Here is a 22,309-nt window from a genome sequence, read left to right on the forward strand (position 1 = left end):
CCGGCCGAGCGAGGTGGATGCCCAGCGGCCTGTCAGTAGACTCGCCCCATGGATGGCGCGTTCTGGTGGGTACCCTCGATTGTCGTTCTCGCGTTTGTCGCCGCCGGGGTGGGTGCCCTCGTGGGCGTGGCCCGTCGCCGCACCCGCGCGCGGCTGAGCCTGGAGAACGCCGAAGCAGCCGAGCTCGCCCGCGGTGCCGCGATCAGCCTCGTGAGGGCCGATGACCTCGTGCAGGACACCACCGACGAGCTGGGGTTCGCGATCGCCCAGTTCGGCGAGAGCGCCACCCGCGACTTTGCGACTGCCCTCGGCCTCTCGCGCCGACAGCTCACCGAGGCGTTCGCCCTGCAGCAGAAACTCGACGATGTCGTGCCGGATTCCCCGGCAGAGGTTCGCCGCTGGAACGAGCAGATCCGTGCCCTGGCAGACGAGGCCAGCCAACGGCTGACCGCCCAGACCCGCGACTTCGCCCGCAAGCGGGGCGTCGAGCGCACGGCCCCGCAGGCCCTCGAGCAACTCGTTCGCCGGCTTGACCACGCGCAGGACCGGGTGATCAGCGGCGCGGGGAGCCTCGATCGCCTTAGCCGGAGCTACACCGCGCATGCCCTCGCCCCCATCAGTGGCAATGTAGCGCGAGCCCAAGCGGCAGTGGCAGAGGCTCGTCGAGCCGCCGATGCCGCGGCGGCACTGCTCGCGGCGGGCGACCCTGTCGGCGAACAGATGAGCGCCGCCGACCATGCCCTTTTTGCATCCACCCAGCTGCTCGATGCGATCGAAAGCGGCGAAGACGAGCTGCACATCGGCTTCGCGAATCTCGGGCGGGCCACCGACGCCGCCGTCATCGAGCTCGCCGAGGCCCGCGGCCTGCGCGACAGCCACGAGGAGGCCGACACGAGCGCGAGCCTCAACCGTGTGATCGCCGAGGCCTCCGCGGTGCTCGACGAGCTGCGCGTGCCCGGGCGGCTGTGCGACCCGGCCGCCGACCTCGCGCGCCTGCGGCAGGCCATGGACGGCCTCGACGTGATGCGCTCCGAGGCCCGCAATCGGCAGCTGCGCCTCGAAAACGCTCGCACCGCGCTGGCCGGGGCGCTGCTCACGGCTCGCAGCCAGATCACCATCACCCGAGATTTCACCACCGCCAACCGTGGCCGTGTGCAGGCAGCGGCGCGCACCCGGCTGTCCGAGGCCGAACGCCAGTTGACCCTCGCCGAGGCGGAGGCCGACCCGGTGATCGCCCTCGACACCGCCCGGCGGGCCATGACCCTCGCCACGGATGCCGACGCCCTCGCCCGCTACGACGCCCGCTAGCCTGAACAGATGACAGACCAGACCCCGCAGCAGAAGTACCAGGTGCGTTTCGACTGGGGAGTGGCGGGTTTTACTGTGCTGGCCCCGCAGGCCGACGTCGTCATCCTCGTTGACGTTCTGCCGACGGATGCCCCGCTGCAGCTTCCCGACACCGCTGCTCACGTGATGACGGCCGGGTTGACCGACCGCACGGCCGTCGCCGAGTGGGTGCTCGCCCGGCAGGCCGAGAAGGGCGACAGGTTCTCGGTCGCCGTGGTCGCGGCCGGTGCCGCGCGGGCCGATGGCAACATCCGCTTCGCCGTTGAAGATCTCCTCGCGGCCGGGGCCGTGATCGATGCGTTGATCGGCCTCGGAATCGACCATTGCTCGCCGGAGGCGGCCGCGGCATCCGCAGCTTTCGTGGGGCTCAAGCAGGCCGCGCGCCACCTCGTGAGCGCGTCGGAGAGCGGCCAGCAGCTCGTGGCGCTTGGTCGCGAGGCCGAGGTGCGCGCCGCCGCCCAGCTGGACGTGAGCAGTGAAGTTGCCGCGAGCACAGGGTTCGCCGCCCGGTCCTGACCTAGAGTCGGGGCACACCCCCGACTCGAGGAGAACCATGAAGGCAGTACTTAACGGCGTGACGATCGCCGAAGCACCCGAAGGCGACCTCATCAAGATCGAGGGTAACTGGTACTTTCCGCCGCAGAGCGTCAACGTGGCGCTGCTCGAGAAAACGGCTACCCCCTACACGTGCTCGTGGAAGGGTGACTGCCAATACTTCACGGTGACCGGCGGCACCACGGTCAGCACCGACGCCGCGTTCAGCTACCCGGCCCCGTACCCGGCCTCCTTCGACCGCGTCGGCCAAGACTTCAGCGACTACGTGGCGTTCTGGAAAGACGTGCGCGTCACCGACTGACTGAGCGGACGCGACTGACAGAGCCCACACGTCAGACCCAGCCGACACGTCAGAGTGCGGCGACCGCGTCGATCTCCACGAGGAAATCCGGGTTGGCCAGCCCGGCCACCCGCAGCACCGTGATGGCCGTGGGGTGCTGGCCCCACTCCGAGGCGGAGGCCGCGAAGGCCTGACCGAAGTCGGCGTTCTCGGTGAGGTGCACGGTCATTTTCGCCACGTTTTCCTGGGTGGCTCCCACCTCGGCGAGAACCGCGAGCAGGTTGCGCAGCGCCTGGCGAGTTTGGCTGAGCGTGTCGTCGCCCACGACGACTCCCCGGGAGTTGACGCCGTTCTGGCCGCCGATGAACATCAGGCGTCGGCCGGGATCCACGAGGGTTCCCTGCGCGAAGGCCACATTTCGATGAACAGATGCCGTGTTGATCTTCGTGACGGTCATGGGGGTGTTCCTCTCCCTCAAGCGCGCTGCGCTGGTTTCAGTCAACTCGAATCGGCCAGCCGGATCAAGGCCTTGCAGCAGCTGTTTACACCCCCGACACACGGCCGTGGCGGGGCTGTGAGCCGCGGCGTCACCGGCCGGCGGAGGCCGCGGCTCGCCGCCGGGTGGCCGCCGTGATCTCCCGATGTGCCCAGGTGATCACGTTCTCCTGGCGGTAGCCGCGCCCGCACAGGCCGCAGGCGAAAGCCCGCGTGGGTTTGCGATAGCGAAAATGCGCGTGGCCCGCGGGGCAGGTGCCGACCCACGGCGCGAGCTCGTCGGCGATTTCACCGTCATGGGTGCGCTTGCCGTCGTAGCCGAGAGTGCGGGCAATCAGCTGCCATTTGGGCCCGTGCGCGGCCCGCGGCCCCGCGAGGGCGTGGGCCACCTCATGCAGCAGAATCTGGTGCGTCTCGTCATCGTCGTAGCGAGAGGCCAGATATCGCGAGACTGTGATGCGTTTGAGAGTGAAGTTGCACAGCCCCGCCCGCTTCTTGGCGTTGTCGAACGCGAAGGTCCAGCTTGGGTCGAGGTGCAGGGCGATCAGGGCCTGCGCCCAGTGTCGAACCCGGTCAAGATCAGCCATCTGTTGCCTCGCCCTCCTGAAGATCAACCTGGTAGAGCCGGTCATCGCCGGCGACAGGACTGCCCCGACCATCGGTGTTGTTGCTCACGAACCACAGTGTGCCACCGGGTCCCGACACCACGTCGCGCAGGCGCCCGAAGTCGTTCACAAACCACTCGGTGGGCGCGCCTGTGGAGGAGGCGCCCTCCGACACGTCCACGCTCCACAGTCGCGCCCCACGGAGGTTCGCCATGAACAGCGTGTCGTTCACGATCGCGATGCCGCTGGGGCTCGCCACATCGGTGGACCACTGTTGAACGGGGTCGATGTAATCGGCGTTTCCCTCCTGGCCCTCCACCTCCGGCCAGCCGTAGTTCCCGCCGGCCTCGATGAGGTTCAGTTCGTCCCAGGTGTTTTGGCCGAACTCGCTCGCCCACAGCCGGCCTTGGGAATCCCATGCGATGCCCTGCGGGTTTCGGTGCCCGAACGAGTACACGAGGGTGCCGAAAGGGTTGTCCGAGGGAACCCCGCCGGTGGGCGTCATGCGCAGAATCTTGCCGCCAAGCGAGTCCAGGTCTTGGGCGTTGGAAGTGTTTCCGGCATCCCCGGCCGTGGCGTACAGAAAACCGTCGGGTCCGAATCCGAGGCGACCTCCATCGTGGTTTCCGGCGCGGGGGAGGCCGGCGAGCACCGGCTCCGGGTCTCCGAGTGCGTGGCTGCCCGCAGCGCCGAGCAGGGGCATCCGCTCGATGCGGTTGTCGCTCTCCGTGGTGAAATAGGCGTACACCCAGCCGGAACCCCCGGATGCGGCCGTGTCGGCCAGGTATGCGAGGCCGAGCAGGCCGCCCTCGCCGCCCGGACGCGCCGCGGGAACGGCGCCGGCTTCGCGCAGGCTGCCGTCGGCCAGCAGCTCCCGCACCAGGGTCGTGTCGCGTTCGCTGATCAGGGTGCCGGCGCCCGGCAGGCGCAGGATGGACCACGGGGCATCGAGCTCGCTCGCGATGACGACGGGATCGCCGGCCGGCTGCACGGGGCCCGCAACGGCGGGCGACGCGCCGGTGCCGGGCGTCGTGGTCTGCGGTGTCGCGGCCGGGGGAGCGGAGGTACAGGCGCTCAGCGCCAGGACTGCGGCCAGTCCGAGGGCCGTCGCGGCCCGATTTCGTCGTACCGTGCTGCCCATGTGCGTCTCCCGGATGCTCGCGTGTGCCTAACTCCTGCTATTAATTACTGCGCCACAATTCTCCCCCGGAAACACGGCCTACTTCGAAACCGAGCCTGCGGATTGCAGGAGTTATGCACAAGTGACGAGGTCAGCGCCGGGGGTCGGAGATGAACGACTCCACGACGGCCACGGCGATCAGGCAGCCCTCGAGCTCGTCGGCGGTCGCGCCATCCTTCTCGCGGAGGAACACCGCGGCGGTGAAATCGGCGAGGGCGGCCTCGAGGTTGCCCTGGTCGAAGAGCACCTTGCCCCGGTTCTGGCGGGCGTTGGCGGCGGCGCTTGTCCATTCGTGGGTCTCGGCGTCGAGGATGCAGTGGTTGAGTTCGGCGGCGGCCTCGTCGAGCTTGCCCTGGTACTGCAGCACCTGGGCGCGACGGATGCGGCTGGCCACCGCCTGCTCGCGGTCCCCGGTGAACCGCGACAGGCGCCACGCCTCATTGGCGATTTCCCAGGCCTCGTCGAGCCGACCGAGCAGGCGCAGCAGGCTGACCTTCTCGTTGAGGGCGGAGAGGCTGCGCATGCTGCCGAGTTCGTCGAGGCGCTCGGTGGCTGCGGCGAGGTCGACCTTTTCACGCAGGGTGAGTGCGTCATATCCGGTGATGATGCTCAGGGTGTCTTCCTGTACGACGAAGGCCGAGACGGCCGGGATGATTTCGGGACACTTCACCCTATCCCCGCCCCGGGGCTAATTCAGGAGAATCGAACGGCGCGCGGCCGATCGGCTGCAAGATGACGGATGCCGCGCGCGGCTCTGCCGCGGATCTCCTGAATTCGCCCCCAGCGCGGGGGACAGTGCGGGGGATAGGCGGGGGCGGGGGCCTGCTCAGTGGCCGATCTGGAAGACCGTGCGGCCGGGAAGTGGTGACTGGATGGAGGTTTCGTCGGTGGCCACGAGCGAACCGGCCATGAACTGCCTGAGCTCCGTGCCCTCGATCACCTTGGCCGGGTGCGGGCCGTTGGCCAGCAGCCGCGGAATCCAGGTCAGGTCGATCGGCGTGTGCGCCGCCACGAACACTATGTTGCCGAACCGGCGTCCCTTGAGAACCTGCGTTTCAGCGAAGCCGATCACGTGCGGAAACACCGCGGACAGCGTCGCGGCCTGGCCGCGGGCGAACGCCAGTCCTGGACCGTCGGCCACGTTCACCGCCACCACACCCCGCGGCGACAGCAGGGGAGCGGTCAGGGCGAAGAACTCGCGGCTCGTCACGTGCTTGGGTGTGCGGGCCCCGGAGAAAATGTCGACCACCACGAGGTCGACAGTGCCGTGCAGGCCGGCCGGCAGCTTTCCAAGCACCTCGCGGGCGTCTCCGTGCCGCACCCGCAGCTGGGCGCGCTTGTCCCACGGCAGTTCGGCGCGCACGAGGTCGATGAGGTCGCTCTCGATTTCCACGACCTGTTGCCGGGATCCGGGGCGGGTGGCCTCCACGTAGCGGGGGAGGGTCAGCGCGCCGGCGCCCAGGTGCACGGCCGTGATTGGCTCGTGTGGGTCGCCGAGCAGATCGATGACGTGGCCGATCCGCTGGATGTACTCGAAAAACAGCTCCTCAGGATGCTCGAGGTTCACATGCGATTGCGGTGTACCGTCCACCACGAGCTGAAAACTGCCCGGCGTAAACCGGTCTGGTTCGATCACCGCGATGTGCCCGCTCAGTTTCAAGACGACCGACGGATGCTCTTGCTCGCCTTTGCTCATGGCTCCAGTCTGCGCCCTCCCGCGCTCCGTCGGAAACTGGGTTATACCCGAGAATCGCAACAAGGTCAAGAAAAGAGTAGACGTGGCCCTATAAGAGGCATATACTTGATCCTTGCGCTCCCAGACAAAACTCTGCCTTCATATTGCGGTCGGCTTTGCGTGCTCAAGCCACCTTGCGGCACATTCCTTGCGAAGAAATTATTCGCACAGGGTCTGTGGAGTCCTCACCAATAACAGTAACTAGACCTGACGGGGTCCACGGAGGTTATTTCCTTGGCTGCTGCGCGCAACGCAACCACCAACTCACCCAAGAACGGCCGCTCAGCTGAGCGTCTTTCGTTCGCGAAGATTAGCGACCACCTGACTGTTCCGGATCTGCTTGCCTTGCAGACCGAGAGCTTTGACTGGCTCGTTGGCAACGACATCTGGAAGAAGCGCGTCGCTGAAGCCCAGAAGGCCGGACGCCAGGATCTGCCGAATCGCACAGGGCTCGATGAGATCTTTGAAGAGATCTCCCCCATCGAGGACCTCGGCGAGACGATGCAGCTCTCCTTCACCAACCCGGAGCTTGAGCCGGAAAAGTACACCATCGACGAGTGCAAGGAAAAGGGTAAGACCTACTCCGCACCCCTCTACGTGAACGCTGAGTTCATGAACCACCTCACGGGTGAGATCAAGACTCAGACCGTGTTCATGGGTGACTTCCCGCTGATGACGCCCAAGGGCACCTTCGTGATCAACGGCACCGAGCGTGTTGTCGTGTCGCAGCTGGTGCGTTCGCCCGGCGTGTACTTCGACCGCCAGCAGGAGAAGACCTCCGACAAGGACATCTACTCCGCTCGCGTCATTCCAAGCCGTGGTGCCTGGCTCGAGTTCGAGATCGACAAGCGCGACCAGGTTGGCGTGCGTATCGACCGCAAGCGCAAGCAGTCCGTCACGGTCTTCCTCAAGGCCCTCGGCCTCACGAGCGAAGAGATCCTCGAAGAGTTCAAGGGCTTCGCGTCCATCGAGCTCACCCTTGAGAAGGACAACATCCTCACCAAGGAAGAAGCCCTCAAGGACATCTACCGCAAGCTCCGCCCGGGAGAGCAGGTTGCCGCCGAGGCTGCCCGCGCCCTGCTGGACAACTTCTTCTTCAACTCCAAGCGCTACGACCTGGCCAAGGTTGGTCGTTACAAGATCAACCGCAAGCTCGGCCTCGAGGCTCCGCTGAGTGACTCCGTACTGACGCTCCAGGACATCCTGGCCACCATCAAGTACCTGGTCTCCCTGCACGACAACCGTTCCACGATTGCCGGCCTCCGCGAGGGCAAGAAGACCGACATCACGATCGACATCGACGACATCGACCACTTCGGTAACCGTCGTATTCGTGCCGTCGGCGAGCTCATCCAGAACCAGGTTCGCACCGGTCTGTCCCGCATGGAGCGCGTCGTTCGCGAGCGCATGACCACGCAGGACATTGAAGCGATCACCCCGCAGACCCTGATCAACGTGCGCCCCGTCGTCGCTGCGATCAAGGAGTTCTTCGGTACCTCGCAGCTGTCGCAGTTCATGGACCAGAACAACCCGCTCGCCGGCCTCACGCACAAGCGTCGCTTGTCCGCGCTGGGCCCGGGTGGACTCTCCCGTGACCGCGCCGGCGTCGAGGTGCGAGACGTTCACCCCTCGCACTACGGCCGCATGTGCCCCATTGAAACCCCGGAAGGCCCGAACATCGGCCTGATTGGTTCGCTCGCATCGTTCGCGCGCATCAACGCCTTCGGATTCATTGAGACCCCGTACCGTCGCGTTGTGGCCAACAAGGTCACCGAGACCATCGATTACCTCACCGCCAGCGAAGAGGACGACTTCATCGTCGCCCAGGCCAACGCACCGTTGACCAAGGACTCGCACTTCGCGGAAGACCGCGTTCTCGCCCGTAAGAAGGGCGGAGAGGTCGACCTCTTCCCCGCGGAAGAGATCGGTTACATGGACGTCTCCCCGCGCCAGATGGTGTCGGTTGCGACCTCGCTCATTCCGTTCCTCGACCATGACGATGCAAACCGCGCGCTCATGGGCGCGAACATGCAGCGTCAGGCCGTTCCGCTGCTGCTCAGCGACAGCCCGCTCGTCGGAACCGGCATGGAGGGCTACACGGCCATCGACGCCGGCGACGTGCTCACCGCCGACAAGGCCGGTGTTGTCGCCGAGGTGTCAGCGGATGTCGTCACGATCCAGCTCGATGAGGGTGGAACGCAGGACTACTACCTGCGCAAGTTCAGCCGCTCCAACCAGGGCACGAGCTTCAACCACCGCGTCATCGTCAATGCGGGCGACCGCATTGAGGCCGGCGAGGTCATCGCAGACGGCCCCGCAACCGACCAGGGCGAGCTCGCCCTCGGAAAGAACCTCCTCGTGGCATTCATGCCGTGGGAAGGCTACAACTTCGAGGACGCGATCATCCTGAGCCAGAACCTGGTGAAGGACGACACTCTCTCCTCGATTCACATCGAAGAGTACGAGGTTGACGCTCGCGACACCAAGCTGGGCAAGGAAGAGATCACTCGCGACCTTCCCAACGTGTCGCCCGACTTCCTCGCCGACCTCGACGAGCGCGGCATCATCCGCATCGGAGCCGAGGTTCGCCCCGGCGACATCCTCGTAGGCAAGGTCACGCCCAAGGGCGAGACCGAGCTGTCCGCTGAGGAGCGCCTGCTGCGCGCCATCTTCAACGAGAAGAGCCGAGAGGTGCGCGACACCTCACTCAAGGTTCCTCACGGTGAGCGCGGAACGATCATCGGCGTCAAGGTGTTCGACTCGCAGGACGGCGACGACGAGCTCGGCTCGGGCGTCAACCAGCGCGTAGTCGTGTTCATCGCCCAGAAGCGCAAGATCACCGAGGGCGACAAGCTCGCCGGTCGTCACGGTAACAAGGGTGTCATCTCCCGTATTCTGCCGATCGAGGACATGCCGTTCCTCGCCGACGGAACCCCGGTCGACATCATCCTGAACCCGCTGGGTATCCCCGGTCGAATGAACTTCGGTCAGGTCCTGGAGACCCACCTCGGCTGGATCGCCAAGCAGGGCTGGCAGGTCGAGGGCAAGCCCAAGTGGGCTGCTCGTCTTCCGGAGCACGCCTTCAGCGCCGCCCCCGGCACGAAGGTCGCCACCCCGGTCTTCGACGGCGCGCTCGAGATCGAGATCGAGGGTCTTCTGGACTCCACGACGCTCACTCGCGACGGCGAACGCCTCATCGGTTCCTCGGGAAAGACCCAGTTGTTCGACGGTCGCTCCGGCGAGCCGTTCCCGAACCCGATCTCCGTCGGCTACATGTACATCCTGAAGCTGCACCACCTCGTCGACGACAAGATCCACGCTCGTTCGACAGGTCCGTACTCCATGATCACGCAGCAGCCGCTGGGTGGTAAGGCGCAGTTCGGTGGACAGCGTTTCGGTGAGATGGAGGTGTGGGCGCTCGAAGCATATGGAGCCGCGTACGCTCTGCAGGAACTCCTGACCATCAAGTCCGACGACATCCTCGGCCGCGTCAAGGTCTACGAGGCCATCGTCAAGGGTGAGAACATCCAGGAGCCCGGCATCCCCGAGAGCTTCAAGGTTCTGATCAAGGAAATGCAGTCGCTCTGCTTGAACGTCGAGGTTCTCTCGGCCGACGGCACCGCAGTCAGCCTGCGCGACACGGATGACGAGGTCTTCCGTGCAGCGGAGGAGCTCGGAATCAACATTTCCACCCGGTTTGAGTCGTCGTCAATCGACGACATCTAAGCCCGGCCACTGAGACTCGAATACTTTCCAAGGAGAGAAATTGCTCGACGTAACAACATTTGACGAGCTTCGCATTGGCCTGGCTACGGCAGACGACATCCGTCGTTGGTCGCACGGTGAGGTCAAGAAGCCCGAAACCATCAACTACCGCACGCTCAAGCCCGAGAAGGACGGCCTGTTCGGCGAACAGATCTTCGGTCCGTCACGGGACTGGGAATGCTCTTGTGGCAAGTACAAGCGTGTTCGCTTCAAAGGCATCGTCTGTGAGCGTTGTGGCGTAGAGGTCACGAAGTCGTCTGTGCGCCGCGAGCGCATGGGCCACATCGAACTCGCCGCCCCCGTCACTCACATCTGGTACTTCAAGGGCGTGCCCTCGCGCCTCGGCTACCTGCTGGACATGGCTCCGAAGGACCTCGAAAAGGTCATCTACTTCGCGGCATATATGGTCATCTCCGTAGACGAAGACGGCCGTCACCAGGACATGCCCGGTCTCGAGAACGAGCTGCGCCTAGAACTCAAGACCCTTGAGAACAGCCGTGACTCGCGCATCGCCGATCGCCTGCAGCGCCTCGAAACCGACCTCGCAGCACTCGAGGCCGAAGGCGCCAAGAGCGACCAGAAGAAGCGCGCGAAAGACGCTGCCGAAAAGGAAATGGGACAGATCCGCAAGTCCCTGGACGAGCAGATCGCCCACCTCGAGCGCGTGTGGGAAGACTTCCGCACCCTCAAGGTCGGCGACCTGAAGCCCGAAGACTCCGTCTTCCACGAGCTTCAGGACCGCTTCGGCATGTACTTCGAGGCCTTCATGGGCGCCGAGGCCATCAAGAAGCGCCTGCTGGCCTTCGACCTCGTCACCGAGAGCGAAAACCTGCACCTTCAGATCGCCGAGGGCAAGGGTCAGAAGAAGATCCGCGCCATCAAGCGCCTGCGCGTTGTCAACGCGTTCATCATGACCGGCAACTCGCCGGCCGCGATGGTGCTCGATGTCGTACCGGTCATCCCGCCGGAACTGCGCCCGATGGTGCAGCTTGACGGTGGCCGCTTCGCGACCAGCGACCTCAACGACCTTTACCGTCGTGTGATCAACCGCAACAACCGCCTGCGTCGTCTGCTTGACCTCGGTGCCCCCGAGATCATCGTGAACAACGAGAAGCGGATGCTGCAGGAGGCCGTTGACGCACTGTTCGACAACGGTCGTCGTGGTCGCCCCGTCACGGGTACCGGTAACCGCGCCCTCAAGTCCCTGAGCGACATGCTCAAGGGTAAGCAGGGTCGTTTCCGCCAGAACCTGCTCGGCAAGCGCGTTGACTACTCCGGCCGTTCGGTCATCGTGGTCGGTCCGCAGCTCAAGCTGCACCAGTGTGGTCTGCCCAAGCAGATGGCACTCGAGCTGTTCAAGCCGTTCGTGATCAAGCGCCTGATCGACCTGAGCCACGCTCAGAACATCAAGGCCGCCAAGCGCATGGTCGAGCGTTCACGCCCGCAGGTCTGGGACGTGCTCGAGGAGATCATCCGCGAGCGCCCGGTTCTGCTGAACCGTGCACCCACCCTGCACCGCCTGGGAATCCAGGCCTTCGAGCCTCAGCTCGTTGAGGGTAAGGCCATCCAGCTGCACCCGCTCGTCTGCGCGGCGTTCAACGCCGACTTCGACGGTGACCAGATGGCTGTGCACCTTCCCCTCTCGGTCGAGGCCCAGGCCGAGGCACGCATCCTGATGCTCGCCTCGAACAACATCCTGAAGCCGTCTGACGGTCGTCCGGTGACCCTGCCCACCCAGGACATGATCATCGGTCTGCACCACCTCACGACCATGAAGGAAGGCGTCGTCGGAGAAGGCCGCGCGTTCTCCACGGTCTCCGAGGCGATTCTTGCGTTCGACCAGAAGTCGCTCGACCTGAACGCCAAGGTACGCATCCGCTTGACCGACAAGTACTTCACCGAGGGCACGCAGCCCGAAGGTGTCGAGCTCGTGGGCGGCCAGGCCGTCGGAACCGTACTGGTCACCACCAGCCTGGGCCGCGCCATCTTCAACGAGGCGCTTCCTGCTGACTACCCGTACTTCGAGCAGGTGGCCGACAAGGTCACCATGTCGACGATCGTCAACGACCTCGCTGAGCGGTACGTGAAGATCGAAGTGGCTGCCACGCTCGACCGCATCAAGGATGCAGGTTTCTACTGGGCTACTCGCTCCGGTGTGACCGTCGCCCTCAGCGACATCCTGACGCCTCCGAACAAGAAGGAGATCGTCGCCGGTTACGAGAAGATGGCCGCGAAGGTTCAGTCGCAGTTCGAGAAGGGTCTCACGACCGACCTCGAGCGTCGTCAGGAGCTCATCCAGATCTGGACCAAGGCGACCGAAGACGTTGCCGCGGCCATGCAGGCGAACTTCCCGGCCGACAACACCATCAACCGCATGGTCACCTCTGGTGCTCGTGGTAACTGGCTGCAGGTGCGTAACATCGCCGGCATGCGAGGCCTCGTGAACAACCCGAAGGGTGAGATCATCCCTCGCCCGATCATCTCGAGCTACCGCGAAGGCCTGTCCGTCGCCGAGTACTTCATTGCTACTCACGGTGCTCGTAAGGGACTGGCCGACACCGCGCTGCGTACCGCCGACTCGGGGTACCTCACCCGTCGTCTGGTGGACGTGTCGCAGGACGTCATCATCCGTGAAGACGACTGTGGCACCACCAAGGGCCTGGAACTGCCCATCGGTGACCGCAACTCGGCCGGCGTGCTCGGCGTTCACCCGAACGTTGAGAACGCTGTCTACGCCCGCAGCCTGGCCGCACCCGCGGTCGACGCCGCAGGCACTGTCGTGGCCGAGGCCGGCGCCGACGTGGGAGACGTGCTCATCGCACAGCTCATCGCGTCCGGCATCGAGACCATCAAGGTTCGTTCGGTGCTCACGTGTGAGTCTGCCGTCGGTGTGTGTGCGGTCTGCTACGGCCGTTCGCTCGCCACGGGCCAGCTCGTCGACATCGGTGAGGCCGTCGGTATCATCGCCGCACAGTCCATCGGTGAGCCCGGCACCCAGCTGACCATGCGTACCTTCCACACGGGTGGGTCGGCATCCGCTGACGACATCACCCAGGGTCTGCCGCGTGTTCAGGAGCTCTTCGAGGCTCGTACCCCCAAGGGTGCGTCGCCCATCGTCGACTCTGCCGGACGCATCACGATCGAGGACACGGACAAGGGCCGTAAGGTCATCCTGACCCCCGATAACGGTGACGAAGCGATTGCCTACCCGGTGCTCAAGCGTTCGACCCTCCTCGTTGAGGACGGCCAGCACGTCGAGCTCGGACAGCAGATCATCATCGGCGCCGTCGACCCGAAGGAAGTTCTTCGCGTCAAGGGCGTGCGTGCCGTGCAGAAGCACCTCGTGGAAGGTGTGCAGCAGGTCTACCGTTCACAGGGTGTGCCGATTCACGATAAGCACATCGAGGTCATCGTTCGTCAGATGCTTCGTAAGGTGACCGTCGTCGAGCACGGCGACACCGGCCTGCTCCCCGGCGAGCTCGTTGACCGGTTGAAGTACAACGACCTCAACCGCACCGCGCTCACCGAGGGCAAGAAGACGGCTTCGGCTCGTCAGGAAGTCATGGGTATCACCAAGGCTTCGCTGGCAACCGAGTCCTGGCTGTCGGCCGCTTCCTTCCAGGAGACCACCCGGGTTCTGACCCAGGCGGCCATGGAAGGCAAGAGCGACCCGCTGATGGGCCTCAAGGAGAACGTGATCATCGGTAAGTTGATCCCGGCCGGAACCGGACTCCCGCGTTACCGCGACGTAACCGTCGAGGCAACTGAGGAAGCCAAGGCTGAGCGTTACCCGAACCGCATCTTCACCGAAGATGCCACGTTCGCAGAGGGCGACCTGAGCTTCGTCGATTTCGACAGCTTCTCGTCGGATGACCTCACACCGGGCACGTACAACTAAGGGCGCGAACAACTAACTGTCCGTAGCTCAACCCGGATGGCCCCTGCTTCGGCAGGGGCCATCCGTCGTTAAGCCGGGGTACCCTCGAACGAGGCGTCGAATCTGGGGGAATACACGTGCGGTTGAAAGTTACATTTGCCCGACCCGACGGCCGGAACGACGACATCGTCGTGACCACGGATGCCGCGGCCAGTATTGCCGATGTCGCCGGAGCGATCGCGCGGGTCGATCCGCGGTCGCAGCTCGCCCCGGGAGCGGCAGAGCAGCCGCTCACCCTGCGCACCGTCACGCCGGGCGGAACGGACTGGCTGCTGCTGCCGCCCGACGCCCTGATCGGGGAAGACTGGGTGGGTTCGGGCGCGAGCGTGGCCCTGGCCGATTCGGCCACCTACTACCTGTCTCAGGACCACGGTGCGGCCGCGACCCTTGCCGTCATCGACGTGCTGTCAGGTCCGGATGCCGGAGCTCGTATCGCTCTGGGCAGTGGCACGACCATCGTCGGCCGCGGTGCCGAATGCGACGTGGTGCTCAGCGACAAGCTCGTGTCCAAACGACACGTGCGCCTCGAAGTCGCTGCAGGCGTCGACCTCGTCGATCTTGGCTCGGCCAACGGCGTCGTCGTCGACGGCGGGCTGGTCTCAAAATTGCGAATCGAACACACCGAGACCGTGCAGATCGGTGACAGCCGCCTGCGCGTCACCGTCGTCGGCACGGTGGCGGCAACCGGAGACGACCATCGGGACGGCCCGATCTACTTCAACCGGTCACCGCGAGTGGAGACCCGGTACGCCGGCCAGGAATTCGCCGCCCCCGAAGTGCCGACCGAGAAAGACGATCAACCGTTTCCGTGGCTGGCCATGGTGGCCCCCGTTGTGCTCGGGGTGAGCATGTGGGTGATCTTCGACCGCCCGGCAGCCCTTCTCTTCGTGCTCATGTCGCCGATGATGCTCATCGGCAACTTCTTCATGAATCGCTCGAAAGACAAGCGGCACCTCAAGCGCGCGATTGGGCGCTTCGACGTGCGCCTTGCCGCACTGAGCGCCCAGTTGCTCTCGGAGCGCACGCTCGAGCAGAGCGCCCGCCTGGGCGAGTCGCCCTCCACAGCGGATGCCCTCGCCGAGTCACTCGCTCGCGGTCCTCTTATGTGGACACGCCGACCTGAACACTGGTCCTTTCTCAACGTGCGTCTCGGCGTCGGCACGATGCGCTCCCGCAATACGATCGATGCGTCGCTCCGCGGGGAGCTGCTCCCCGAATTCCAGGAGCGCCTCGACGCCGTCATGACCGAGCACGCCACGGTGGAGCAGGTTCCGCTGATCGACAACCTGTTCGACGCGGGTGCGCTCGGCGTCGCCGGCGGTGCCGACGCCTGCGTGGGAACGGTCAACTCGCTCCTCGTGCAGCTCACCGCCCTGCATTCCCCTGCCGAACTGGCCGTCGCCTCGCTGGTGACTCCGCGTTGGTCGAGGGAGCTGGAGTGGCTCAAATGGCTGCCGCACACCTCGTCGCCCCAGAGCCCCCTTGCCGGTGGCCACCTGGCAGACAGCGCGTCGAGCGCGGCGTCCGTTCTCGCTGCCCTCGAAGAGGTCATCACGCAGCGCCAGAAGTCGAAGAAGTCGGCGCGGCGCGGCGCCATGGATCAGGAGCGAGCCGCCCTCGAACGCGGCGAAGAGGTCGGCTCGGGAAAGACCGGGGAGGGCACGCAATCGCCGATACCGGCGATCATCGTGGTCATCTCGGACGACGTGGACGTCGACCGCGCCCGTCTCGTGCAGCTCGCCGAAAACGGCGCAGACGCCGGCGTCTACCCCATCTGGGTGGCCCGAAACGTGGCGGCCCTGCCCGCCGTCTGTCGTACCTCCGTCGCCGTCGACGAGCACACCGGGCTCGCCACGGTGTCGTTCGTTCGCCTCGGCGAGGCCATCGCGGATGTGGCGCTCGAGTCGGTCGACTCGGCCACTGCACTGCACTTCGCCCGCCGTCAGGCGCCGGTGATCGACGCCGGCGCACTCATCGCCGACTCGAGCGACCTGCCCCGATCGGTGTCGATGGTGACTTTGCTCGGCCACGACCTGGTCGACACTCACGAGGCCGCCATCGACCGGTGGCGGCAGAACGCTTCCATCCACGATCGCACGCCCGGTGCGCTGCAGCGCTCCAAACGGGCAGGAACCCTGCGTGCCATCGTCGGTTCCACCGGGGTGCACGCCATGCATCTCGACCTGCGAACCCAGGGTCCACACGCGCTCGTCGGCGGCACGACCGGTGCCGGCAAGAGCGAGTTCCTGCAGGCCTGGGTGCTGGGCATGGCCGCCGAGTACAGCCCCGACCGGGTGTCTTTTCTCTTCGTCGACTACAAGGGCGGCTCGGCATTCGCCGACTGCGTCTCGCTGCCGCACTGCGTGGGGCTGGTCACGGACCTGAGCCCCCACCTCGTGCGCCGGGCGCTCACGAGCCTGCGTGCCGAGCTGCGCCACCGCGAGCACCTCCTCAACCACAAGAAGGCCAAAGACCTCATCGAACTCGAGAAACGAGGCGACCCCGACAGCCCGCCCGCTCTCGTGCTGGTGATCGACGAGTTCGCCGCCCTCGTGAGCGAGGTGCCGGAATTTGTCGACGGCGTCGTCGACATCGCCCAGCGCGGGCGGTCGCTCGGAATCCACCTGATCATGGCCACCCAGCGCCCGGCGGGCGTGATCAAGGACAACCTGCGCGCGAACACCAACCTGCGGGTGGCACTGCGTATGGCCGACGAATCCGACAGCAACGACGTCGTCGGCGTGAAGGACGCAGCGCACTTCGATCCTGGCCTGCCCGGGCGCGGCATCGCGAAGACCGGCCCCGGCCGGCTCCTGCAGTTCCAGTCCGGCTATGCCGGCGGGTGGACCTCCCGCGAACCCGAAATCGCCGAGATCGGCATCGCTGAGCTTCGCTTCGGTGGCGAAACCGCGTGGGAGCCGCCGGCCGACCCTCGGGCAGGGCAGGAACGCGAGCTCGGTCAGACCGATCAACAGAAACTCGTTGAGGCCCTCGTCGGTGCGGCCCGATCGGCGCGGATTCCCGCGCCGCGGCGGCCCTGGCTCGACGAGCTGCCGCTGCTGGCGGACCTGGATCAGATTCTGCAGGGAACGGATGCCGCGCTGGCGCTCGGGCTCGCCGACGCGCCCACCGAGCAGCAACAGCGCCCGGTGTGCTTTCTGCCCGACATCGACGGCCACCTCGGCATCTACGGCACGGGTGGCTCCGGCAAGAGCGTCGCGCTGCGCACCCTCGCGATCGCCGCGGGGAACACGAGCCGCGGGGGGCCTGTCGCGGTGTACGGGCTCGACTTCGCCGCCGGCAGCCTGCGCATGCTCGAACCTCTTCCCCATGTCGGCAGCATCATCACCGGGGACGACACCGAGCGCATCATCCGACTCTTCCGGCTGCTCAAGGCTGAACTCGAATCACGCGGCAACCGTTTTGCCGAGGCGAACGCGTCGACGATCGCCGAATACCGCACCCTCGCCAACCGACCGAGCGAACCGCGCATCCTGCTTCTCATCGATGGCTTCGGGGCGTTCCGTGAAGAGTGGGAAGTGGCGAGCGGACGATCCAACTGGTACGACGTGTTTCGCAGCATCCTCTCCGACGGCCGTCAACTGGGCATCCACGTCGTGTTCACCGCCGACCGATCCGGGTCTCTGCCGAGCTCGGTGCGCTCGAGCGTGCAGCGACGTGTTGTGCTGAGGCTCGCCGACGACACGGGCTATAACCTGCTCGACGTGCCGGGAGACATCCTGAACGCCAAATCCGCTCCCGGGCGTGCGATCGTGGACGGGCTCGAAACCCAGGTAGCGATTTGGGGCGGTTCCGCGGTGGCGGCGGAGCAGGCCGCCGCGGTACGCGTGCTCGCCAGCACCCTCGAGGCGCAGGGCGTGCAGTCGGCCCTGCCGATCGGCACCCTGTCCCGTGACTACTGCGCGGATGTGCTGCCGGACCGTGTGAAAACCTGGCCCGTTCTGGGGTTGAGCGATGAAACGCTGGCTCCGGTCGGTTTCGAGCCGCGCGGAACTCTGCTGGTTTCCGGTCCGCCGGCCAGCGGGCGCAGCACCACCCTGCGCGCGATCACGCACTCTCTGCGGCGGTTCGACTCCGGCATGGTGCAGTATTACATCGGCAATGCTCGCTCGGGTCTCGCCGGGCTGCCCGCCTGGGCGGGGGCCGCGACGACGATCGCCGAAGCCGTCGATCTGGCGAAGGAACTCACCCAGGCCGTGACGGCCGAGACGTCGGGTGCTCGCATCGCCATCGTGGTGGAAAACCTTGCAGACTTCCTTCAGACTCCGGCGGATGCCGTGATCGTGGAGCTGATCAAGCAGGTCAAGCGCAGCGACCACTTTCTGGTGGCTGACGGCGAGACCGCGTCCTGGAATTCTTCCTGGCCGCTGTTCGTCGAGATGAAGAACAGCCGGCGCGGTCTGTTGCTGCAACCCGACACCATCGAGGGGGACATTATTCTCAAGACCCCGCTACCGCGGCTCAACCGGGCGGAGTTCCCTTCCGGCCGCGGCATGATGGTGGCCGGGGGCCGGGCTGTGCGCGTGCAGCTGCCGTTCGTCGAGTAGCTCGGGGTAGAACGTGAGTTAACCCCATTAGAACATTTGCAGCGATGCCGTTAGATTAGGTGCACAACCGCCTGTTCGGGCGCACTCTGGGGGACACCATGGCAAATCTCAACGTTACGTATTCCGATATGACCGATGCTGCGGGCCGACTCAGCTCCGGCAAGGAAGACTTGGTCACCAAACTGACCGAGCTGCAGACGCTCGTGAACAACCTGGTCGGCTCGGGCTTCGTGACCGATTCCGCGTCGGGCGCCTTCCAGACGTCGTATGACGCGTTCACGCAGGGCACGACCCTCGCCGTCAACGGCATCGACGGCATGAGCCAGTTCCTCATGGCAGCCGCCGACGCCCTCGGCAACATCGACACCGAACTCGGCAACGCCATCCGCGGCTAAGCATCCGTCGCAGTACCGGGTTGAAAGAGAACAATGTCTGATTTGTTGGTTGATACGACCCTGCTCCGAGATATGGCGAGCGACGTCTCTCTGATTCGCACCGAGTTCGATTCGGCGAAGACGACGAGCCGGAATTTAGCGGATGCCGTGGGTCACGCCGGTCTCGCCGACCGCGTAACCACCTTTGCCAGCAATTGGGACCACCGGCGCGGCGAACTGGTCGAACAACTCGCCACGCTGGGCGAGAACCTGCTCACTGCGGCCGACGGCCTGGAGAACACCGATACCGAGCTGGGCGCGTGCATCACCGATGCCGCACAGCCCGCCGCCGGCGCGAACGGATGAGCCGCCCCACGGACTGGTCGGCCCTCGGGGTCTACCGCGACCCGATTCCCGGCGATCCGAGTGCCGTGCAGACGGCGGCTGTGGAGTACACCAGCGTCGCCGAGGCCATCACGCGTGCCGCGGCCAACCTGCGCGCGTTGTCGGGCTGTGAGGGCATGGTGAGTGAGGCCGTGTCGGCCCTCGCGGAGCAGGCCGACGACGTCGCCGAACGCATCGAGCGCGCGCAGGAACGCTATGCCGGTGTCGGACTGGCGCTGACGAATTACGCAACCCCGCTCAGCGAAGCGCAGGCCACGTCGGTGCAGGCGCTGATGAACGCGAACACCGCCTTTCAGGCGCAAGCGGATGCCAACGCCGATCAGGCCAGGTACCAGGATCGTCTCTACGATTCCAGCCTCACCCCGGAAGATCGCCGCGACTACGAGAAACAGCAGGACGACGCCGTAAACGACGGCGCGGGCGCGGCGAGCATGCTGGCGGCCGCCGTCGAGCTGCTGCAGAGCGCCATCGACCAGCGCGACGTGGCCGCAGCCGTCGCCGCCGAGGCCATCGCCGACGTCGAGAACTCCGGCAACCTCAACGACACCTTCTGGGACAACGTCGACCAGTTCTTCGACAAGCACGCCGCACTGATCGACAACATCCTCTTTGTCGCGGGGATCCTGGCCGCAGTCCTGGTCGTCGTCGCCCTCTTCATCCCCATCGCGGGTTGGGTGATAGCGGCGGTGATCATCGCCGTGACGGCCGCCAGCGTCGTGAACGCCGTCGGTCAGACCATGACCGGGCACAAATCCATCGCTCAGGGGATCATCGAAGTCGCGTTCGCGCTGCTGCCGTTCGGATTGGGCAAGGTCGCCGGAAAATTGGTTGGCGGGCAAGTCTCCGCCATCCATCGCGCAACCTCGGAGGCCGCAGCAGAATCCCTCATGAAGAGCAAGGCCGGCCAAGGAATTTCTGGCTACACACGGTCCGTCGCACGCGCCGAGATCAACCAGGTCGCGGCGGATGCCGCACCGTTTCTGGTGTCGAACCCGGTTGTGGGATTGCGTTCAACGCCGCGTATGATCGCTGAGTGGCAAGCGATGTCTCGCCTGGAACTGCGCGGTGGCGGTGTCTCCGACCTGGTCGTCACCGCGTCGCAGTCCGGTCGAATGTGGACCTTTAGCGGCGCGTGGGCAGCCAACGAATTCGCCTCACCGCTGGGAGAGTTTGCCGCACGAGAAGCCACTGCGCCATTCTTCCCCGACCGGCGAACCGAGCGGGACGAGAAGTGGTGAACACGTCCCAGCTGAACGGCGAGAAGGCACGTGACGCCGTGATCGCCTATCGCAGCGCTGTCGCGCTCATGATTATTACTTTCGCGATGGTCGTGCTTATTCCGCTCGGGCTGGCCTTCAACGTGATTATGCTGATGGTGCTCGAGATTCCGGGAAGGGTCGAGCATGGGCCCGGTGTGACCACCCTGGAGCGCCTCTCCGGAGTCTTGCCCTATCCGGTGCCCGCGTGGGCCGGCCTCCTGTGTGCGCTGGCACTGGGGATTCTGCTCGTGATTTGTTGGCGTCCCAGTAGGCACCACATCGCTTCAGCTCCTGGCGCCAAGCTTCGGCTGCACATTTCGCCGCTGTTCATCGCCCTGCTTGCGATCATCGGTACGTTCGCGTCGGCGACGTGTGCAGCCTTCTATCAACCGCTGGACGGGTCGTTCTCCTGGTGGTGGGTCAACGTTGCCGTTTATGCTGGGATTGCTGTGGTGGCGTTCAGGCACGGTGCACGGATACCGCGCAAGAAGAAGCGCCGCGTGAGCAAGACAAGGCCGCGCAATGTCTGACCAGGTCGACTATCGTCTCGTGCTTCCGCCGGGATGGGCGAGAATTCCCCTGGACGAACGCGCACCGACCGCAAGCAACGTGGTCGTGAACCGTGCGGTGACCAACGCCCCGGTCAGCGCCCAGTCGCAAGTGCGCCGGTTCGTCACGGCGCAGCTGCGTGAAGTGGTGCAGGGTGCGCGATCGGTTTCGGGAGTGGACCTGTATCTTCCGGTCGATCTCGTCGACGGCGCACCGGTAGCGCTGTCGATAGTTGTGTCGGCTCCGGAGCTTCCGGAATCCGAGAATTCGGCGGCGGATGCGCTGCTCGCATTTGCCGCTCGCGGCGGTGCGACGGCTGTTGAAGTGGGCGGTCGACTCGCCGTGCGACAGGCGGGAGATGCTGCTGCCGTGTTCGGAGACGACGGTCAACTGCAGATTCCCGAATCGCGGCGCATCAGCTACGCAATCGTGTCACCGATCGGGGATCGCTTGCTCATCGTGACCGGGAGCATGCTGCGTTTACCGACTCCGGATGCTGATCGGGTCATGGATGCACTCGAGCAGTTGTTTGATGCCATGGCGCTGAGCGTCAGGTTCGCGCCCGCGGCACCAGTCAACGCGACCGTGGGAGTGTCATGAGCATCTTCGTTCAACATCCCGATGACTGGATCGGAGTCCCCAACTTCGATATGGGCGACCGATGGGAACGCCCCGAGGACTGGGCGCGGGAGCTGATTGAAGAGATCGTCGTCGGCCAGAATCTGCCGCGTCGAAAGCGCGTCTCTCAGGAACAGCGCGACATCGTGCAGAACATCTTCGTCATGCTCGCCAAGTCTGTCGAGGAACGTGAGGCATCCAGTTCGTACCTTCGATTGTCGGACTGGTACGGCCCGCTGATACTGGTGGACCTGCGGGTCGAGTCGCGGTACTCGGCGGGGACCATCTCGATCGAGGACTATGCCGGCGCCTCGGACCCCGACGCCATCGACCCCCCGCTGGTGGAACCCTTCACGACCGACAGCGGTCTGGTCGGCGTTCGGTGCACGCGGCATCTGGTGCCGGACGCATCGCAGCCAGGCATCATCGCCACCGTGGAATATGCGTGGGAGGTTGATGAGACTCTCGTGCGGCTGCGCACAGCCAGTTATGACCTTCAGGAGTTCGAGCAGACACTGCCCTACGTCGACGAGCTCGCCCGCACGGTCTACGCGCGCTGAGCACGGATTGCGGATCGATGGCAGCCGGTCGTATGCCCCCTTTCGGGGAACGTACACTGGTGTCTGACGCCCACGGG

At 65.3% G+C, this 22,309-nt stretch carries 17 protein-coding genes; 12 read left to right on the forward strand and 5 right to left on the reverse strand.

Annotation, left to right across the window (positions count from 1 at the left end; all coding sequences use genetic code 11):
* Positions 1 to 48: 48 nt before the first annotated feature.
* The 3 genes from BJ997_RS00115 to BJ997_RS00125 are packed head-to-tail and all read left to right on the forward strand — an operon-like array spanning position 49 to position 2,203.
* The gene (locus BJ997_RS00115) at positions 49 to 1,308 is read left to right on the forward strand and encodes a hypothetical protein (protein ID WP_035834559.1); all 1,260 of its coding nucleotides are present in this window, start codon (positions 49 to 51) and stop codon (positions 1,306 to 1,308) included.
* A 9-nt stretch (positions 1,309 to 1,317) separates the two neighbouring features.
* Positions 1,318 to 1,863: a 2-phosphosulfolactate phosphatase gene (locus BJ997_RS00120; RefSeq protein WP_035834560.1), complete on the forward strand. Its 546-nt coding sequence runs from the start codon at positions 1,318 to 1,320 to the stop codon at positions 1,861 to 1,863.
* A gap of 37 nt (positions 1,864 to 1,900) precedes the next feature.
* Complete coding sequence (locus BJ997_RS00125) at positions 1,901 to 2,203, forward strand: DUF427 domain-containing protein (protein WP_035834562.1); 303 nt, start codon at positions 1,901 to 1,903, stop codon at positions 2,201 to 2,203.
* Positions 2,204 to 2,252: 49 nt separating this feature from the next.
* Here BJ997_RS00125 and BJ997_RS00130 read toward each other — a convergent pair whose 3' ends face one another.
* The 5 genes from BJ997_RS00130 to BJ997_RS00150 all read right to left on the reverse strand — a co-directional run bounded on the left by BJ997_RS00130 (position 2,253) and on the right by BJ997_RS00150 (position 6,158).
* Positions 2,253 to 2,639 carry a RidA family protein gene (locus tag BJ997_RS00130; RefSeq protein WP_035834564.1) on the reverse strand — a complete coding sequence of 129 codons (387 nt, stop codon included), beginning with the start codon at positions 2,637 to 2,639 and terminating at the stop codon, positions 2,253 to 2,255.
* Between the two features lie 130 nt (positions 2,640 to 2,769).
* Positions 2,770 to 3,264 (reverse strand): SprT-like domain-containing protein, encoded by a 495-nt coding sequence (locus BJ997_RS00135; RefSeq protein ID WP_035834566.1) that lies wholly within the window; start codon positions 3,262 to 3,264, stop codon positions 2,770 to 2,772.
* Entirely contained in the window at positions 3,257 to 4,423 is a 1,167-nt protein-coding gene (locus BJ997_RS00140) for a PQQ-dependent sugar dehydrogenase (protein ID WP_035834568.1), read from the reverse strand. Before BJ997_RS00140 ends, BJ997_RS00135 begins: the two co-directional genes overlap by 8 nt.
* A 130-nt stretch (positions 4,424 to 4,553) precedes the next feature.
* Positions 4,554 to 5,132 (reverse strand): hypothetical protein, encoded by a 579-nt coding sequence (locus tag BJ997_RS00145; RefSeq protein WP_236628695.1) that lies wholly within the window; start codon positions 5,130 to 5,132, stop codon positions 4,554 to 4,556.
* Between the two features lie 156 nt (positions 5,133 to 5,288).
* Positions 5,289 to 6,158, reverse strand: a complete 870-nt coding sequence (locus BJ997_RS00150; protein ID WP_035834570.1) for a spermidine synthase — start codon at positions 6,156 to 6,158, stop codon at positions 5,289 to 5,291.
* Between the two features lie 273 nt (positions 6,159 to 6,431).
* Here BJ997_RS00150 and rpoB point away from each other — a divergent pair, with 273 nt between their 5' ends.
* The 9 genes from rpoB to BJ997_RS00195 all read left to right on the forward strand — a co-directional run bounded on the left by rpoB (position 6,432) and on the right by BJ997_RS00195 (position 22,232).
* Positions 6,432 to 9,923 (forward strand): DNA-directed RNA polymerase subunit beta, encoded by a 3,492-nt coding sequence (gene rpoB, locus BJ997_RS00155; protein ID WP_035834572.1) that lies wholly within the window; start codon positions 6,432 to 6,434, stop codon positions 9,921 to 9,923.
* A gap of 40 nt (positions 9,924 to 9,963) precedes the next feature.
* Complete coding sequence (locus BJ997_RS00160; RefSeq protein ID WP_035834573.1) at positions 9,964 to 13,860, forward strand: DNA-directed RNA polymerase subunit beta'; 3,897 nt, start codon at positions 9,964 to 9,966, stop codon at positions 13,858 to 13,860.
* Between the two features lie 116 nt (positions 13,861 to 13,976).
* Positions 13,977 to 18,467, forward strand: a complete 4,491-nt coding sequence (locus BJ997_RS00165; RefSeq protein WP_035834574.1) for an FtsK/SpoIIIE domain-containing protein — start codon at positions 13,977 to 13,979, stop codon at positions 18,465 to 18,467.
* A gap of 98 nt (positions 18,468 to 18,565) precedes the next feature.
* Complete coding sequence (locus tag BJ997_RS00170) at positions 18,566 to 18,862, forward strand: WXG100 family type VII secretion target (RefSeq protein ID WP_035834650.1); 297 nt, start codon at positions 18,566 to 18,568, stop codon at positions 18,860 to 18,862.
* 33 nt (positions 18,863 to 18,895) lie between these two features.
* Positions 18,896 to 19,207: a hypothetical protein gene (locus BJ997_RS00175; protein WP_035834575.1), complete on the forward strand. Its 312-nt coding sequence runs from the start codon at positions 18,896 to 18,898 to the stop codon at positions 19,205 to 19,207.
* Positions 19,204 to 20,484, forward strand: coding sequence for a hypothetical protein (locus BJ997_RS00180; RefSeq protein WP_035834576.1), 1,281 nt, complete (start codon positions 19,204 to 19,206; stop codon positions 20,482 to 20,484). The genes BJ997_RS00175 and BJ997_RS00180 overlap by 4 nt, the downstream gene beginning before the upstream one ends.
* Before the next feature lie 38 nt (positions 20,485 to 20,522).
* The gene (locus BJ997_RS00185; RefSeq protein ID WP_183323202.1) at positions 20,523 to 21,035 is read left to right on the forward strand and encodes a hypothetical protein; all 513 of its coding nucleotides are present in this window, start codon (positions 20,523 to 20,525) and stop codon (positions 21,033 to 21,035) included.
* On the forward strand, positions 21,028 to 21,654 hold the full coding sequence (locus BJ997_RS00190; RefSeq protein ID WP_035834578.1) for a hypothetical protein: 627 nt from the start codon (positions 21,028 to 21,030) through the stop codon (positions 21,652 to 21,654). The genes BJ997_RS00185 and BJ997_RS00190 overlap by 8 nt, the downstream gene beginning before the upstream one ends.
* A complete protein-coding gene (locus tag BJ997_RS00195; RefSeq protein ID WP_035834579.1) occupies positions 21,651 to 22,232 on the forward strand; it encodes a hypothetical protein in 582 nt (193 codons plus the stop codon). The genes BJ997_RS00190 and BJ997_RS00195 overlap by 4 nt, the downstream gene beginning before the upstream one ends.
* The last annotated feature ends 77 nt before the right edge of the window (positions 22,233 to 22,309 follow it).

The organism is Cryobacterium roopkundense (genome assembly GCF_014200405.1).
Classification (GTDB): domain Bacteria; phylum Actinomycetota; class Actinomycetes; order Actinomycetales; family Microbacteriaceae; genus Cryobacterium; species Cryobacterium roopkundense.

Excerpts from the sequence above, each read along its gene's own strand:
- BJ997_RS00190 (WP_035834578.1), top strand. The coding sequence starts at position 21,028 with ATGTCTGACCAGGTCGACTATCGTCTCGTGCTTCCGCCGGGATGGGCG.
- BJ997_RS00140 (WP_035834568.1), bottom strand. The coding sequence starts at position 4,423 with ATGGGCAGCACGGTACGACGAAATCGGGCCGCGACGGCCCTCGGACTG.
- BJ997_RS00130 (WP_035834564.1), bottom strand. The coding sequence starts at position 2,639 with ATGACCGTCACGAAGATCAACACGGCATCTGTTCATCGAAATGTGGCC.
- BJ997_RS00135 (WP_035834566.1), bottom strand. The coding sequence starts at position 3,264 with ATGGCTGATCTTGACCGGGTTCGACACTGGGCGCAGGCCCTGATCGCC.
- BJ997_RS00150 (WP_035834570.1), bottom strand. The coding sequence starts at position 6,158 with ATGAGCAAAGGCGAGCAAGAGCATCCGTCGGTCGTCTTGAAACTGAGC.
- BJ997_RS00180 (WP_035834576.1), top strand. The coding sequence starts at position 19,204 with ATGAGCCGCCCCACGGACTGGTCGGCCCTCGGGGTCTACCGCGACCCG.
- BJ997_RS00120 (WP_035834560.1), top strand. The coding sequence starts at position 1,318 with ATGACAGACCAGACCCCGCAGCAGAAGTACCAGGTGCGTTTCGACTGG.
- BJ997_RS00195 (WP_035834579.1), top strand. The coding sequence starts at position 21,651 with ATGAGCATCTTCGTTCAACATCCCGATGACTGGATCGGAGTCCCCAAC.
- BJ997_RS00170 (WP_035834650.1), top strand. The coding sequence starts at position 18,566 with ATGGCAAATCTCAACGTTACGTATTCCGATATGACCGATGCTGCGGGC.
- BJ997_RS00115 (WP_035834559.1), top strand. The coding sequence starts at position 49 with ATGGATGGCGCGTTCTGGTGGGTACCCTCGATTGTCGTTCTCGCGTTT.
- BJ997_RS00125 (WP_035834562.1), top strand. The coding sequence starts at position 1,901 with ATGAAGGCAGTACTTAACGGCGTGACGATCGCCGAAGCACCCGAAGGC.
- BJ997_RS00175 (WP_035834575.1), top strand. The coding sequence starts at position 18,896 with ATGTCTGATTTGTTGGTTGATACGACCCTGCTCCGAGATATGGCGAGC.